Annotated in this window: 1 protein-coding gene (running past one end of the window); it reads right to left on the reverse strand. The window is 73.1% G+C overall.

The window, feature by feature from the left end:
- A protein-coding gene (locus OV207_RS31990; RefSeq protein WP_267558795.1) for a non-ribosomal peptide synthase/polyketide synthase crosses the window boundary here: on the reverse strand, positions 1-17,138 show its 3' portion. Its footprint extends 15,046 nt past the window's final position; the window shows 17,138 of its 32,184 coding nt (coding positions 15,047-32,184); its start codon lies beyond the right edge, outside the window; the stop codon is at positions 1-3.

Below are 17,138 nucleotides of genomic sequence, written 5' to 3' on the forward strand. Positions count from 1 at the left end.
TCAGGGCTCCGTGGCCGGTGCGAGGCTCCGGAGCCCTGCCTCCAGTCGCTCCGCGAGGCCCTGGACGTTCGGGGCCTTGAGCAACGTGTAGTGGTTGCCCGGCAGCGTCTGGCGCACCAGCTCGCCGTCGATGAGCGCCTCCCAGCCGTCATCCCTGGCGGGCCCTTCGCCCGCTTGCAGCAGCAGGACGCGGCCCGCGTACCGTCCAGGGCGGTAGTGCTTCAGCGCCCGCAGGTTCTGGGTGAACACCTGGAGGAGCGTGTGCCCCTGGGCGCCCTGCGCTTCCGGCGCGGCGAGCTGCCCCTGGTCGAGCTCGAAGAGGGCCGCAACCTCCTGGGGGTCCCCCACGTCGAACGGCACCCGGTCATCCTTCGCCGGGCTGGGGTCGATGAGCGCGAGCAGCGCGACCGTCTCACCTCGCGCCTGGAGCTGGCGGGCCATCTCGTAGGCCACCACGCCGCCCATGGACCAGCCGCCCAGCCGGTAGGGCCCCTGGGGCTGCACGGCGCGGAGGGCGTCCACGTAGAGCGCCGCCATCGCCTCCACCGTGTCCAGCGGGGGGCGCTCTCCCTCCAGCCCCTGTGACTGGAGTCCATGGAAGGGCTGATCCGGGCCCAGTTGCTTCGCCAGCTCCGCGTACGCCAGCACGTTGCCTCCCACCGGGTGGACGCAGAAGAAGGGCGGCTGGCCGCCCCCGGGCTGGATGGGCACGAGCGGGGAGAAGGTCGTGGGCGCCCTTCGCAGCAGCAGGGCCAGGGCCTCCACCGTGGGGGCCTGGAACAGCGCGGCCAGCGGCAGGTCGCGGTGGAGCCGCTCGCGGATGCGCGCCATCAGCTTCAAGGCGAGCAGGGAATGGCCCCCCAGGTCGAAGAACGGCTGGGTCACCCCGATGGGGCTCCGGCCCAGCAGCTCCTCCCAGAGCGCCACCAGCTCCCACTCCAGCGCGTCGCGCGGCGCGATGACGGTGGGCTCCGGCGAGGCTCCGCGACCGGCGTCCGGGGGCAGGGGCTTCTCCGGGACGACCTTGCGGCCCAGGGCTTCGGCGTCGAGCAGGGGCCGGCGATCCAGGGGCGCGTCGGGCGCGGTGAGGGCGTCTTCCAGCAGCCGGGTCCATTGCTCCATCAGGTGCTGGACCGTGGCGGCATCGAAGAGCTCCGCGCTGTAGGAGAGCGAGCCCTGGAAGCCTTCGGGGATGCGGACCAGGGCGAGGTCCAGGTCGAACTTCGCCAGCGGCGCGCTCACCTCCAGGGCCGTCAACGTCAGGTCAGGGAGGCCCACCTCCGACTCCGGGGTGTTGTGCAGCGAGAAGACGGCCTGGAACAGCGGCGTGCGTCCCAGGTCGCGCCTGGGTTGGAGGGCCTCCACCAGCCGCTCGAAGGGGACGTCCTGGTGTTCGTACGCGTCCAGCGTGGTGGTGCGCGCCTGGGCGACCAACTTGCGGAAGGACGTGTCCGCGCCGAAGCGGGCCCGGAGCACGAGCGTGTTGATGAAGAAGCCGATGAGGCCTTCGGTGTTCGCGTGGCGCCGGCCCGCGATGGGCGTGCCCACCAGCACGTCGTCCTGGCCGGCGTAGCGGGACAGCAGCGCCTGGAACGCGGCCATGAGCACCATGAAGGGCGTGGCGCCCTCGTGCTTCGCCATCGCCTCCACCGCGTCACTCAGGGCCGGGGACAGGGCCACGCGGAGGATGTCCCCCTGGGACGAGCGCTTCGCCGGACGGGGCCGGTCGGTGGGCAGTGCCAGCTCCAGCGGGGCTCCGGCGAGCTGCCGTCGCCACCAGTCGAGCTGACCCTCCAGCACCGCGCCCTCCAGCCACGTCCGCTGCCACACGGCGTAGTCCGCGTACTGCACGGGCAGCTCGGGCAGGGGGGAGGGGTGGCCCTGGCGGAAGGCTTCGTAGAGCGCCACCAGCTCGCGCACGAGCACCCCGAAGGACCAGCCGTCCGACACGGTGTGGTGCAGGCACAGGAGCAGCAGGTGGTCGCGCGCGCCCAGGGGCAGGAGCGTGAAGCGCGCCAGCGGCCCCCTGCCCAGGTCGAACGGTCGCAGCGCGTCGCGGGTCGCCCGCCGCCGGGCCTCGGCTTCGCGTGCGTCCTCGGGCAGGTGGCCCAGGTGCTCGATGCGCAGCACCCCGGGCCGGGCCGGGTGGACGCGCTGGCGCGGCTCTCCGTCCCGCGCTTCGTATGTGGTGCGCAGGACTTCGTGTCGCTGCACCAGCGCGTCGAAGGCCTGCTGGAGGGCGGACACCTCCAAGGTGCCGGACAGCCGCAGCGCGAAGGGCATGTTGTAGAGCGGGCTGCCCGGCTCCAACTGGTCGATGAACCACAGCCGCTGCTGCGCGAAGGACAGCGGTGGTGGCTCCTCCTGTCTCGCCCGGGTGAGGGGTGGCAGGGCGGTGGACCTCGCCGCTTCCGGCAGCCGCTTCGCGAGGGCCGCCACGGTGGGGGACTCGAAGAGGGTCCGCACGGCCAGCTCCACGCCGAAGCGCGCGCGCACCCGGGCCACCACCTGCGTGGCCAGGAGCGAGTGGCCGCCCAGCTCGAAGAAGTTGTCGTGGCGCCCCACGGCGGGCACGCGCAGCAGCTCGCCCCAAAGGGCCGCGAGGCGCTCCTCGGTGGGCTCGGTCGGGGCTTCGTAGGTGCTCGCCGGAAGGTGTGACGCATCCGGGGCGGGCAGGGCCTTGCGGTCCACCTTCCCGTTGGGCGTCAACGGCAGCGCGGACAGGGCCACGAACGCGGTGGGCACCATGGAGTCGGGCAGGTGCTTGCGCAGGTGTTCGCGCAAGGGGGCGGTGTCCACCTGGGGCGCGACGTAGGCCACGAGGCGCGCATCGCCTGGTGCGTCCTCGCGCACCAGGACCACCGCGTCCCGGACGTCCGGGTGCGTGCGCAGCGTGGCTTCGATTTCGCCGGGCTCGATGCGGTGGCCGCGCAGCTTCACCTGGAAGTCCAGGCGGCCCATGAACTCCAGCGTCCCATCCTCGCGCCAGCGCGCCTTGTCCCCCGTGCGGTACAGGCGCGCGCCGGGCTCGGGGCTGAAGGGGTCGGGGAGGAAGCGCTCCGCCGTCAGGTGCGGCCGGCCCAGGTAGCCCCGGGCGAGCCCCTCGCCAGCGATGCACAGCTCTCCGGGCAGGCCGAAGGGCGTCAGCTCCTGGCGCGCGTCGAGCACGTAGGCGCGCAGGTTATGCAGCGGCCGTCCGATGACGGGCCGGGCGTGGGACGTGCCCTGGATGTCCCAGACGGTGGCGTCCACGGTGCACTCCGTGGGGCCGTAGGCGTTGAAGGCCCGCGTGCGCCGGGCCGCGGCGAGCTGGGTCCAGAGCACCTCGTCCACCGCCTCGCCGCCCACGGTCAGCAACGACGGCGGACGGGCGCGCTCCAGCAACCCGGCCTCCAGCAGGGGCTTGAGCTGCGCGGGGGTGCAGTCCAGCGCGTCCACCCGCGTCGCCTCCAGCCACGCGAGCAGCTGCTCCGGATCCCTCCGCGCATCCTCGGGGACGATGCAGAGGCAGTGGCCGTCCAGGAGGTGGAGGAGCTGGGCGATGGAGGCGTCGAAGTGCAGCGGCGCGTTGAGCGTGACGCGCTGGCCGGGCGTCAGGCCGGCGTAGACGGACCGCTTCAGCGCGGCACGCAGGTGGAGCACCGAGCGGTGCCGCACCATCACGCCCTTGGGCATGCCCGTGGAGCCGGACGTGTAGATGACGTACGCCAGATTTCCAGCGAGCGCCAACGGAGGCGGGGCCTGTCGGGACCGCGCGGACAGCCGCTCCTGTTCGTCGTCGAGCCGCACCACCTGGGGCACGTCCGGGCTCCACGCCTCCGCGAGGTCCCGCGAGGTCACCAGCACGGAGGCGCCGCAGTCGCGCAGGAGCAGGGACCTGCGCGCGGCGGGGGCCGCGGAATCCAGGGGCACGAAGGCGCCCCCGGCCTTGAGCACCGCGAGCAGCGCGACGATGGCGTCCACCGAGCGCTCCAGGCACAGCCCCACCGTCGCCTCCGGTCCCACGCCCCGGGCCCGCAGCTCCCAGGCGAGCTGGTTGGCGCGAACGTCGAGCTGTTCGAAGGAGAGCGTCGTCTCCTCGAACGCCACGGCGTCCGCGTGCGGGGTGCGCGCCGCCTGTTGTTCGAAGTGTCCGTGCAGCGTGCCTTCGCGCTCGAAGTCCGTGACGTCGCCACGGCCGATGGCCAGCAGGTGCGCCCGGTCCTCCGGTGTGACGAGCGACAGCTCCCGCAGCGGCGCATCCGGCCGGGCGAGCGCGGCCTCCAGCAGCACGCGCAGGTGGGTGACGAGCCGCGTGGGCGTCGGGCGCTCGAACAGGTCCGTGGCGTACTCCAGCGTCCCTTGGAAGCCGTCCTCCTGTCGGTGCAGGTCCAGGCTCAGGTCGAACTGGGACATGACGCGGTCGCCAATGCGCGCCGGACGGAAGGTGAGGCCGGGCACCGACAGCTCCGCCACCGGGGCGTTCTGGAGCGCGAACATCACCTGGAAGAGCGGCATGCGGCCCAGGTCGCGCGTCTGTTGCAGCGACTCCACCAGCCGCTCGAAGGGGATGTCCTGGTGCTCATAGGCGCCCAGCGTGGTGGCGCGCACCTGGGCCAGCAGCTCCCGGAACGTCGTCCGGGGACCGAAGCTTCCGCGCAGCACCAGGGTGTTGACGAAGAAGCCGATGAGGCCTTCGGTCTCCGCGTTGCGGCGGTTCGCGATGGGCGAGCCCACCAGCACGTCGTCCTGCCCGGCGTGGCGGTGCAGCACCGTCTGGAAGGCCGCCAGCAGCACCATGAAGGGCGTGACGTTCTCCCGTGACGCCAGGGCCTCCACCTGTTCGGCCAGGTGCTGGGGCAGGTGCACTGGCACGCGGTCGCCGCGCTGGGTGGAGACGGCGGGGCGGGGCTTGTCGGTGGGCAGCTCCAGGACGCGGGGCGCTCCGGCCAGCTGCTGCTTCCACCAGTCGAGCTGGGCTCGCAGCGCTTCTCCCTGGAGCCAGCCGCGCTGCCAGAGGGCGAAGTCCGCGTACTGCACGGGCAGCTCCGGGAGCGCGGGCGCCCGGCCTTCGTGCAGGGCTTCGTAGAGGGCGGTCAGCTCCCGGGCCAGCACGCCCAGGGACCAGCCGTCGGACACGATGTGGTGCAGGTGGAGCACCAGCACGTGCTCCTGCGCGTCCAGCTTCAGCAGCAGGGCGCGAATCACCGGCCCGTGCTCCAGGTCGAACGGGCGCTGGGACTCGGCTGTCGCCAGGCGCTCCGCCTCCCGCTGCCGCTCCTCGGCGGACTCCCACCTCGTCAGGTCCACGCGCTCCAGGGGCACGGGGGCCGCGTCGCGGATGTGCTGCACGGGCTGGACGCCGTCCACGCGGAAGGTGGTGCGCAGCGCTTCGTGCCGCGCCACCAGCGCATCCAGGCTTCCTCGCAGCGCGGCCTCGTCCAGCGCTCCGAGGAGCGTCAGGGCGAAGGGCATGTTGTAGAGGCTGCTGCCCGGCTCCAGTTGATCGATGAACCACAGCCGCTGCTGCGCGAACGACAGCGGCAGGGCGGCGGGCCTCGGCGCGCGCGTGAGGGGCGGCACCCCGGACGTGCCCGCGAAGGTGGAGAGGCGGGCCGCGAGCGTGGCCACGGTGGGCGCGTTGAACAGCTCGCCCAGGGGCAGCTCCACCCCCAGCACCCGGCGGATCCGCGACACCACCTGCGTGGCCAGGAGCGAGTGGCCGCCCAGCTCGAAGAAGTCGTCGTGGATGCCCACGGCCCCGGGCTCCAGGTGCAGCACCTCCGCCCAGATGGCGGCGAGCTGCGTCTCCACCGCATCGCGGGGCCCTTCGCGCGTCGTGCCTTCGGGCCGGGACGCTTCGGGCGCGGGCAGGGCCTTGCGGTCCACCTTGCCGTTCGGGGACAGCGGCAGGGCCGGCAGCTCCACCCACGCGGACGGCACCAGGGGATCGGAGAGCTGCTGACGTGCGAACGCCCGCACGCGGTCCATGTCCAGGCCGGCCTCCACGGGCACCAGGTAGGCCACGAGCCGCTTCTCTCCGGCCACGTCCTCGCGCGCCACCACCACGGCCTCCCGGACGTCGGGGGACTGGCGCAGCACGGCCTCCACCTCACCGGGTTCGATGCGGAAGCCGCGGATCTTCAACTGGAAGTCGGTGCGGCCCAGGAACTCCAGCGTCCCGTCCTCGCGCCAGCGGGTCTTGTCGCCGGTGCGGTAGAGGCGCGCGCCGGGCGTGGTGCTGAACGGATGCGGGACGAAGCGCTCGGCGGTGAGGTCGGGCCGCCGGAGGTAGCCCCACGCGAGGCCGTCGCCTCCGACGTACAGCTCCCCGGGGACCCCGGGCGGCAGGGGTTCGAGCCCCGCGTCCAGCACCCACGCGGTGGAGTGGGACAGGGGCCGGCCAATGGGCACCGCTGCGTCCACGGTGTCCCCGGCGCGCAGCGTGTGCGTGGCGGAGAAGGTGGTGTTCTCCGTGGGGCCGTAGCCGTTGACGAACACGGCGTCCGGCGCCATCCGCGCCAGGTGTTCGCGGACGCGCTGCACGGGCAGCACGTCGCCGCCGGCCAGCACCTGCCTCACGCGCGCAAGGGAGGCGCCTTCGTGCAGGACCATCTGTTCGAACAGCGCGGCGGTGAGCCACAGGGTGGTGATGCCCTCGGTCGTCAGCAGCGTGCCCAGCTCCGACAGCGACAGCGCTCCCGGGGGTGCCATCACGAGTCTGGCGCCATTGAGGAGCGGGCCCCAGACCTCCAGCGTGGATGCGTCGAACGCGACCGGGGCCACCTGGAGGAACACCTCGCCTGGCCCGGCTTCGATGAAGCGGGTGCCCCGGACGAGCCGCACGATGCCCCGGTGCGGCACGGTGACGCCCTTGGGGCGGCCGGTGCTCCCGGACGTGAACATCACGTAGGCCAGCGCTTCGGCGGGCACCCGCACGTCCAGCGGCGTGACGGGCTGCTTCGCGAGCAGGTCCGCCTCCGCGTCCAGGAGCACGAGCAGCCCGGCCTCCGACGGCAGCTCATCCGCCAGCGCCTCCTGCGTGACGAGCACGCCGACGCCCGCCTCCTGGAGGATCCACGAGGTGCGCGCGGCGGGGGCCTTCGCCTCCACCGGCACGTAGGCCGCGCCGGCCTTGAGGATGCCGAGCATGCCGGTGATGAGCTCCGGCGAGCGCTCCACGCACAGGCCCACCCGGTCTCCCGGGCGCACGCCCATGCGCCGCAGGTGGTGCGCCAGTTGGTTCGACTGCTGCTCCAGCGCGGCGTAGGTGAGTTCGCGCGCTGTTCCCGCTGTCGCGCCCGCCGGAATGGCGCCGGGGCCCCCGGGGGCCCTCACCGCGATGGCGTCGGGCGTGCGCGTGGCCTGCTCCGTGAACAGCATGGGCACGGACGCGTCGCGCGGGTACTGCGCGGCGGTGTCGTTCCAGGTCACCAGCACGCGCTGGCGCTCCTCGGCGGTGAGCCACGGCAGGCGTGAGAGCGGGGTCGTGGGAGAGGCCACCGCGGCGTCGAGCAGCACGCGCAGGTGCCGGGCCATGCCGGCCACGGTCTCCGGCGTGAACAGGGCGGTGTTGAAGTTGATGCCGCCCGCGAAGCCCTCTGGCGCGCGGTGCAGCAACCACTCCAGGTCGAAGCGGATCGCCCCCGGGTCGGCGTTCATCGGCTGGAGCGACAGGCCGGGCAGCTCCAGCTTCGGCAGCGGCGCGTTCTGCAGCGTGAAGGTAACCTGGAAGAAGGGCGTGCGGGCCGGGTCGCGCGTGGGGTGCAGCGCTTCGACGAGCTTCTCGAAGGGGAGGTCCTGGTGCTCGTAGGCACCCAGGGTGGTGTCCCGCACCTGGGTGAGCAGCGCGCGGAACGTGTCCCGGGGGCGCAGCCGGGTGCGCAGGACGACGGTGTTCGCGAAGTAGCCGATGAGGGCTTCGGCTTCGGCGTGGCGGCGCCCCGCGATGGGGGAGCCCACGAGCACGTCGTCCTGGCCGGCGTAGCGCCCCAGCAGCACCTGGAAGGCCGCGAGCAGCACCATGAACGGCGTCACGCCCTCCCGGCGCGCCAGGGCCTCCAGCGCTTCGCTGGACGTGCGGGGCAGGGTGAGGGGCAGGAGCGCGCCCTGGAAGGACTGCCGGGCCGGGCGCGGGTGGTCCGTGGGCAGCTCCAGGTGGGACGGCGCGCCTTCGAGCTGCTGGCGCCAGTAGCCGAGCTGGTGCTCCAGCACCTCGCCTCGCAGCCAGTCACGCTGCCACAGCGCGTGGTCGGCGTACTGCACGGGCAACTCGGGCAGGGAGGACGCAAGGCCGCGGGAGAGGGTGGTGTAGAGCGTGCCCATCTCGCGCACGAGGACGCCGGTGGACCAGCCATCCGAGATGATGTGGTGCTGGTTGAGCACGAGGACGTGCTCGGTGGGCGACAGCTTCAGCAGGAGCGCGCGGATGAGCGGGCCCTGCTCCAGGTCGAACGGGCTGCGCGTCTCCTCCCGTGCGAGCTTCGCCGCTTCGGCGTGGCGCTGCTCCGGGTCGGTGATGCCCGTGAGGTCCACCTGTCGTACCGGCAGGGAGAGGACGGGGTGGATGACCTGCTCCGGGTCACCTTCGTGCGCGCGGAACGTGGTGCGCAGGGCTTCATGCCGGCGCATCAGCTCGTCGAAGCTCCGCTGGAGCGCGGCGAGGTCCACCGTGCCCTCCAGCTTGAGCGCGAGCGGGACGTGATAGGCCGCGTCCGCGACGCCGAGCTGATGGATGAACCACAGCCGCTGCTGGGCGAAGGACAACGGCAACACGGCGGGCCGCTCCCTGCGCGTCAGCGGCGTGAGCGCTCCCGGGGCCGGCACCGCGTGGGTCTGGGCCTGCTGCCAGCCCGTGGTGTTCGCGTACCGCACCAGCCGGTGGTGCCAGCCGGGCTCCTGCTGGCCCATGAACCAGACCGGTTGCCGTGCGACGGCTGCCTGCACGGGCACGGCCCCTGTCTCCAAGGCCGGGGGCGGGACGGGCCGTGACACGACCTCCGCTTCCGTGGCGGAGGTCGCCTTGCCGGAGAGGCGACGCGAGAGGGCCTCCACCGTCGGCGCCTCGAAGAGCGTGCGCAGCGGCAGCTCCACGCCCAGGCGTGCGCGGACCCGCGCCGCCACCTGCGTCGCGAGCAGGGAGTGGCCGCCCAGCTCGAAGAAGCTGTCCTGGACGCTGACGCGTTCGACGCCGAGCACCTGCGCGAAGATCTCCGCCAGCGTGCGCTCGGTGTCATCGCGCGGGGCGACGGGCTCTCCTCGCACGGGGGCCTGGGCCTCCGGAGCCGGCAGGGCCTTGCGGTCCACCTTGCCGCTGGACGTGAGGGGCAGGGCCTCCAGGACGACCAGCGCGGAGGGCACCATGTACTCGGGCAGCCGCGTGTGCAGGTGCGCACGCAGGGCGGCGGTGTCGGGGGCCTCGCCTTCGGCGGTGACGTACGCGACGAGGCGCGGATCCCCCGCGTGCTCCTGCCGCACGATGGCCACGGCCTCGCGCACCCCCGGCCAGGACTGGAGCGCGGCTTCGACGTCTCCCAGCTCGATGCGGAAGCCCCGCAGCTTCACCTGGAAGTCGGCGCGGCCCAGGTACTCCAGCGTGCCGTCGGTGCGCCACCGGGCGATGTCGCCGGTGCGGTACAGCCGCGCGCCGGGCGTGTCACCGTGGGCGTCGGGGATGAAGCGCTCGGCGGTGAGGCCAGGCCGGCGCCAGTAGCCCCGGCCCACCTGCACGCCTCCGATGAACAGCTCGCCCGGGATGCCCACCGGCACCGGCTGGTTCCTCCGGTCCAGCACGTACATCCGCATGTTCGCCACGGGACGACCGATGGGGACGACGCGCAGGGCCGGGTCGCGCGGGCACTCCCAGGACGTCACGTCCACCGCGGCCTCGGTGGGGCCGTAGAGGTTGTGCACCGTGGCGTGCGGCACACGGGCCTGCGCCTTGTGCACCAGCTCCGCGGGCAGGGCTTCGCCGCTGCAAAGGATCCGGCGCAGCCGCGTCAGGTGCTCCAGGCCAGGCTCCTCCACGAAGGCCCGCAGCATGGACGGCACGAAGTGCGCCGTCGTCACGCCCTCCCGGGCCATCAACGCGTGGAGGTAGTCCGGCTCCTGATGGCCTCCGGGCCGGGCCAGCACCAGCCGCGCCCCCGTCATCAAGGGCCAGAAGAACTCCCACACGGACACGTCGAAGCTGAAGGGCGTCTTCTGCAACACCGTGTCGCCGGGCGTCAGGCCGTAGCGCGCCTGCATCCAGCGCAGGCGGTTGACGATCCCCGCGTGCGCGTTCATCGCGCCCTTGGGGCGGCCCGTGCTGCCGGACGTGAAGATGACGTAGGCCAGCGCATCCTCGCCTGCCAGCGGCGGAGGCCGGCTGACGGACTGCTCCGCGATGGCGGTCCACTGCGTGTCCAGCGCGAGCAGGTGCGAGGCGTGGGAAGCCATTGCCTCACGGAAGCGCTCCTGGATGAGGAGGACGGGCGCGGCGGTGTCCTCCAGCATCCCGGCGAGCCGCTCGCCCGGGGTCGCCGGATCCAGCGGCACGTAGGCGGCGCCGGCCTTCAGGACGCCGAGCAGGGCGATGACCAGCTCCAGCGACCGCTCCAGGCAGACGCCCACCAGGGTCTCCGGCCCGACGCCCCTGGCGCGCAGGTGGTGCGCGAGCTGGTTGGCGCGCGCTTCGAGCTGACCGTAGGTGAGCCGCTGCGCCTCGAACTGGAGCGCGATGGCGTCCGGGGTGCGTTCGGCCTGGGACTCGAAGAGCTGGTGGAGGCTCGCGCCAGGGGGGAAGTCCACGCGCGTGTCGTTCCACCCGCGCAGCACCTGTTCGCGTGCCTCCGGGGAGAGCAGCGTCAGGCCCGCGACCGGCGCGTCCGGCTCCGCGGTGACGGCCCTCGCCAGCGTCATGAGGTGCTCCGCCATCCGGGTCAGCGTCGCTTCGTCGAAGAGGGCGGTGGCGTACTCCAGGCGGCAGCGCAGCCCGTCGCGCTGCTCCCAGACCTCCAGCGTCAGGTCGAACTTGGACGTCGTCACCGGCACGTCCACGCCACCGATGCGCAGGCCCTGGCCTTCCGTCGCCTGGGCCTCCGGTACGTTGATGACGTTGAGGATCGCCTGGAAGACCGGCGTGCGGCTCAGGTCGCGCGGCGCCTGGAGCACGTCCACCAGTTGCTCGAACGGCATGTCCTGCCGCGCGTAGCCCCCCAGGGCCTGCTGCTTCACGCGGGAGAGCAGCTCCCGGAAGCTCGGCGCGCCGTCGAGCTTCGCGCGGAAGGCGAGCGTGTTGACGAAGCAGCCCAGCAGGCCCTCCACCTCGGGGCGCGTGCGGCCTGCGATGGGGGTGCCCACCGCGAAGTCGTCCTGGCCGGAGTGGCGGGAGAGCAGCGCCTGGTAGAGCGCCATCAACACCATGAACGACGTGGCGCCTTCACGACGGCCCACGGCGAGCAGGGGCTCCGACACCTCGCGCGGCAGGTGGAAGCGGTGGGCCGCGCCCGCGTAGGACTGCACGGCGGGCCGGGGCCGGTCGGTGGGCAGCTCCAACGGCGGCGCCCCCTGGAGCAGGTCCTTCCACCACCGCGCCTGCTCCTCCAGCACTGGCCCTGTCAGCCATTCACGCTGCCAGACGGCGTAGTCGGCGTACTGCACCGGCAGGGGCGGGAGGACGGACGGCACGCCCGCGCTGGCGCAGGCGTAGAGGACGGGCAGCTCGCGGCTGAGGACCAGGGCACACCAGGCGTCGGAGACGACGTGGTGCAGGAGCAGGTGGAGGACGTGCGCGTCCGGCCCCATCCGCAGCAGGAGCGCGCGGGCGACGGGGCCCGTGTCCAGGCGGAAGGGCGTCGCGGTGTACGCCTGGCAGCGGCGCAGCATGGCGGCCTCGCGTGCCTCGGCCGTGTCCCCGGGGACGTCCTCGCGGTCCATCGGCAGCGTGCCGGTGGGGTGGATGTGCTGCACGGGCTGGGTGCTGGTGAGGCCGTAGGTGGTGCGAAGGACTTCGTGTCGCTCCACCAGGGCATCCAGCGCCGTCTGGAGCGCCCCCGCGTCCAGCGGGCCCGTGAGCCGGAAGATGATCGCGTTGTTGTAGGCGGTGCTCTCCGGTTCCAGCTCCTGGAGGTACCACAGGCGCTGCTGCGCGAAGGACAGCGGCAGGGGCCCGCTGCGCGGTGCGCGGGGAATCGCGCGGTCGGCTCCGGTGTCCGCCGTCGTGTCCACGGCCACGGCCCGGGACTCGGGGGCGCGGGTGTCGGAGGTGGGGCGCGGGGTGGGGAGCTTGAAGGCCGGAAGGGCCACGGGCTCGACGTGCCCGTCCGAGCGCAGGCGCACGGGACGCCCGGTGCGGTAGAGGCGCACGGATGGGTTCAGCGGGTGCGGGGCCTGGCGCCGTGCCGCGTCCGCGGGGGCCTTCCAGAAGGACGCGGGGAGGCCCGCGCCGGACAGGGCCAGCTCGCCCACGACGCCCGTGGGCACGGGCTCGCCCGCCGCGTCGAGCACCCAGGCCTGGAGCTCCGCCGGCAGCGTCTCACCGGGAGCCCTGGGCAGCAGGCCCCCTTCGCGGGCCTCACCCGCGAGCAGCACGGCGCTGCCCGAGCTGCGCTGGAGCGCCGAGGCCAGCTCCGTCGAGGCGCCCTCCAACACCCACGCGGACACCGGGGCCAGGGCTTCGCGCGCCTCCGGCATGTCGGCCAGGGTGCGGGCCAGCCGCGCGGTGGTGTTCACCAGCACCGCGCCGGACTGCCGGGCCAGGGCGAGCAGCTCCCCGACGCCCGTCTCCCGTTCACCCCGCACGCGCGTCTGGCGCGAGGACTCGTCCGCCACCAGGAGCTCGCGCAGCGTGGCCAGCCGCCGCAGGCCCTGCAGGACGACGGGCGTCTCCAGCCCGAAGTCGATGAGGCACGTCACCTCGTCCACGTCCGAGGCGCGCACGTCGCGCAGCCGCTTGAGGCCACTGTCCACCGTGCCGATGAGGCCGGTGCCCTTCGCGTGGTGCTCGAAGGTGTGCTCCAGCAGCGCGTCGATGTCCTCCTTCGAGATCTTGTTGAGTTCGCCCTGGTGTCCCTGGGCCGCCAGCAGCGACGCGGTGATGTCCGCGGAGCCGCGGAAGTAGCCGAGCAGCGGCTTGCGCACCTGCCGGAGGACCTCCGCTTCGTCGTCCCCCAGGAACGTGTGCAGCATGCAGGTGATGTGGCCGCGTCCAGGGTGGCCGTTGCGGCGCCACGCCTCGCGGTAGAGCGCCACCTTGGGCTTCAGCTCCTCCAGCGAGTGGGCGAAGAGGCCGGTGAGCACGCCCGCGCCCAGCTCTCCCGCGAGGCGGAAGGTCTCCGGGTTGGCGGTGGCCGTGAGCCACACGGGCAGCTCCGGCTGCACGGGCTTCGGGCGCAGGCCCACCTCCACGGTGACGCCGTTGCCGCCCGGACGCCGCTGGCGCTCTCCGCGCCACAGGGCCCGCAGCGTCTCCAGGTGGCGCAGGAGGATGTTGCGCCGGTCGGCGTAGTTCTGGGGCGCGAAGGTGAAGTCCTGGACGTGCCAGCCGGTGGCCACCGACACGTCCACGCGGCCCTGGGACAGGTTGTCCACCACGGCCCACTGCTCCGCGACGAGCAGCGGATCATGCAGGGGCAACACGACGCTGCCGGAGCGCAGGCGCAGGTTCTTCGTGACGGCGGCCAGCGCGGCGGAGACCACCGCGGGCTGCGGGTAGAGGCCGCCGAAGGAGTGGAAGTGCCGCTCCGGCGTCCACACGGCGGAGAAGCCGTTCGCGTCCGCGAACTTCGCGCCCTCCATCAGCAGCTCGTACTTGGGCCCGGACAGCGAGTCCTCGTCGTTGGCGAAGTAGGAGAGGCTGAGCTGTAGCGGCGAGGCCCCTTCGCTCCCGTGCGAGAGGCGCGACGCGATGGCCTCCGAGGGGAAGAGGACGCGCAGCCCGCGCGACAGGGCCCAGAGGGCTTCAAGCTCGGGCTTCTCGGGAGCGGGCTCGGAGGCAGCGAGCCAGGTGGTGCCCGGGGCCGGGCGGAGGCGTGCATCCAGGCCGGCGAAGAAGCCCGTCAGCGACGCATGGCTCAGCGCCCACGCCGGCTGGCCCGCGCCCAGGGGCAGCAACCACGCGAGCGAGTCCGGCGCAGGCGGAGGGGACTCACCATGCGGCGCCACTGGCGCGTCGCCGTCCAGCGCCGCTTCCATCTGGAGGACCCGCGTGGGGTCCAGTCGTGAGGACGTGACGAGCCCCCGCCAGGTGACGAGGTGGGGCGCGGGCTGGCCGTCCACGGCGTACACCGGCAGGGAGTCCAGGTCCGTGGGCCCGAGCGCCACCGGGGCGCCACCGGCTTCGAGCACGCCCCACAGCGCGGCCAGCTTCTCTGGCGACGCGCGCAGGCACAGCGCCACGGGTTCGCCCGGAGACAGGCCCCGCTCCCGCAGTCGCGTGGCGAGCCGCAGCGCATGGGAGGCCAGCGCGGTCCACGTCCAGGACGTCTCCCCCTGGCTCACGGCGATGGCGTCCGGCTGGAGCCGCGCCTGTTCGCGCAGGAGGGCGGGGAGGGACGGCGCGGGAGGGGTGGCCCGGGGCTCGGGCCAGGCACGACGTTCGTGCTCCGTGGCCAGGGGCAGGCGGGAGAGGGGGTCCTCGGGCCGCGCCAGCGCCGCGCCGAGCAGCACCTGGAGGTGCTCCAGCATGCGCCGCGCGGTGGACGCGTCGAACAGCTCCGTCGCGTACTCCAGCGCGCCGTGCACGCGTCCGGGCTCCTCGGTGAGGATGAGCGTCAGGTCGGACAGCGTGGCGCCCCATTGCACGGGCGTGCCCGGCACTTCGATGAACGTGCCCCGGGTTCCCACGGCCGCCAGCGCATCGCCGCCCATCGACAGGTTCGAGTGGTAGACGAAGACCGTGTCGGCCATGCGGTCCCGGCCAATGTCCTTGCCGGGGACGAGCTGTTCGACGAGCAGCTCGAAGGGGACGTCCGGCCGTGACTGCACGTCCGTGACTTCGCGCCGCACGCGGTTGAGCAGCTCGCGGAAGGTCGGGTCGTCCCCGACGTGGGTGCGGAAGGCGGCCGAGTGCGCCACGTAGCCGATGAGCGGCAGCAGCTCCGGCCTCGTGCGATTGCCGATGGGCGTGCCGACGACGAGGTCCGTCTGGCCGGTGTAGCGGTGCAGCAGCGCGTTCCACGCGGCGAGCACCGTCATGTACGGGGTGAAGCCCTCGCGCTTGCTGAAGGCGAGCAGCGCTTCGGCGAGGGTGGTGGGGAAGTCCAGCACCATGCGCTCGGAGGTGAGCGGACAGTTCGCGGGCCGGGGCCGGTCGGTGGGGAGGCCCAACTGGCGCGGCATCCCGGCCAGCCGCTGGCGCCACCACTGCTCCTGTTCGGGGAAGCGCGCCTGCGCGAGCGATTCACGCTGCCACGCGCCGAAGTCCGCGTACTGCACCGGCAGGGGGGCCAGCGGCGAGGGCCTGCCCTGGAGGAAGGCGGCGTAGAGCTGCCCGACCTCCTGGAGGAAGAGGGACGTGGACAGCGTGTCGCAGACGATGTGGTGGATGGCGCAGACCAGCAGGTGCAGGTCCGGGCGCAGGCGCACGAGCGTGGTGCGAAGGACGGGGCCATGCACCAGGTCGAAGGGCTTCGCGGCGTCCTCGCGAGCAAGCTGGAGGGCGGCCTCCTCGCGCTGCTCGGGCGTGCCGTGCACCTCCACGACGGGGAGGGCGATGCGCACGGAGGGGTGGAAGCGCTGCACGGGCTTGCCGTCCACCGCGTCGTAGGTGGTGCGCAGGGCTTCGTGCCGCTGGACGACCTCCTGGACGGCGCGCTCCAGGATGGCGGCGTCGGCGGGACCCTCCAGGCGCAGGACGAAGGGGATCGCGTAGGCGGACAGGCCGGGCAGGTACTGCTCCAGGCGCCAGACGCGCTCCTGGACGAAGGAGAGGGGCAGGGGGCCGGTGCGCGGGCGGGGCACGAGTGGCAGCTCGTGCGTGGGCTCCGCGACGGGCGCGTGACGGAGCAGGGGCTCGATGCGCGAGGTGAGGCCCGCGACGGTGGGCGCTTCGAAGAGCGCGGTCAGGGGCACCTGGACGTGGAAGGTGTCGCGGAGCTGGTTGAGGAGCTGCGCGGCCATGAGCGAGTTGCCGCCCAACTCCAGGAAGTTGTCGTCGCGGCCAACGAAGTCCAGGCCCAGCCGCTCGCGCCAGAGCGTGGCGATCCGGATCTCGACGTCACCGCGAGGCGCGTCCTCGCGACCCATGGGCACGGGGCCGGCGACAGGCGCGGGCAGGTGAGGCGACAGCCGCTCCTTGGTGGTGCTAGGCAGCGCGGCGGGCGCATGGCCCGTATGCGTGTGAGGCAATGCGGACGGCGAAGCAGCGTGCTCCGTCAGGGCGTGAGGCGATGCGGACGGCGCGGCAGCGCGTCCCGTTGCAGCCTGGGGCGATGTGGACAGGTGCGTGGCCGCGGGCAATCCACCCGCAGGCGGTGCGCCCACGGTCGGATGCCCCGGAGACTCCACCGCCGACGGTGCTCCGTCCTGCGTGCGAGGCTCTACCCAGCAGCGCTTGCGCAAGAAGGCATAGGTGGGCAGGTGCACGCGGCGGCGCTGCTCGTGCGCATAGAACGCGCCCCAGTCCACCTCCAGCCCCGCCATCCACAGCTCCCCCACGCACTGGAGGAGACCGGACTGCTCCGTCGTCGCGCCGCCCCGTCGCAGCGAAGCGAGCGCCTTCACCCGCTCCTTGTCCTCGCCAAGGCAGGCGCGCATCAGCGGGGTGAGGTCCTGACCGGGCCCCACCTCCAGCAGCACGCTGCACCCCTCCTCCAGCAGCGCGCCCACCGCGTCGGTGAAGCGCACCGGCTGACGCATCTGCGTGGCCCAGTACCCGGGAGACGTCAGCTCGCCGGGCCGCACCAGCGCGCCCGTGAGGCTGGAGACGTAGCGCACGGAGGGCTCATGGCGCTGGAGCGTGGCCACCACGTCCGCCAGCTCCCTCATGAGGGGCTCCACGTCGGAGGAGTGAAAGGCATGGGGCGAAGGCATGCGCACCGCGCCGGCCTTGCGCTGCTGCAAGAGGGACTGGAAGCGCTCCACCTCGTCCACGGGACCGGAGACGACGCAGCGGTCCGGAGCATTGAGCGCCGCGAGCGTCAGTCGCCCGGACAGCAGCGGCTGGACGTCGGACGCCG

This window comes from Corallococcus sp. BB11-1, assembly GCF_026626625.1.
Taxonomy (GTDB): Bacteria; Myxococcota; Myxococcia; order Myxococcales; family Myxococcaceae; genus Corallococcus; species Corallococcus soli.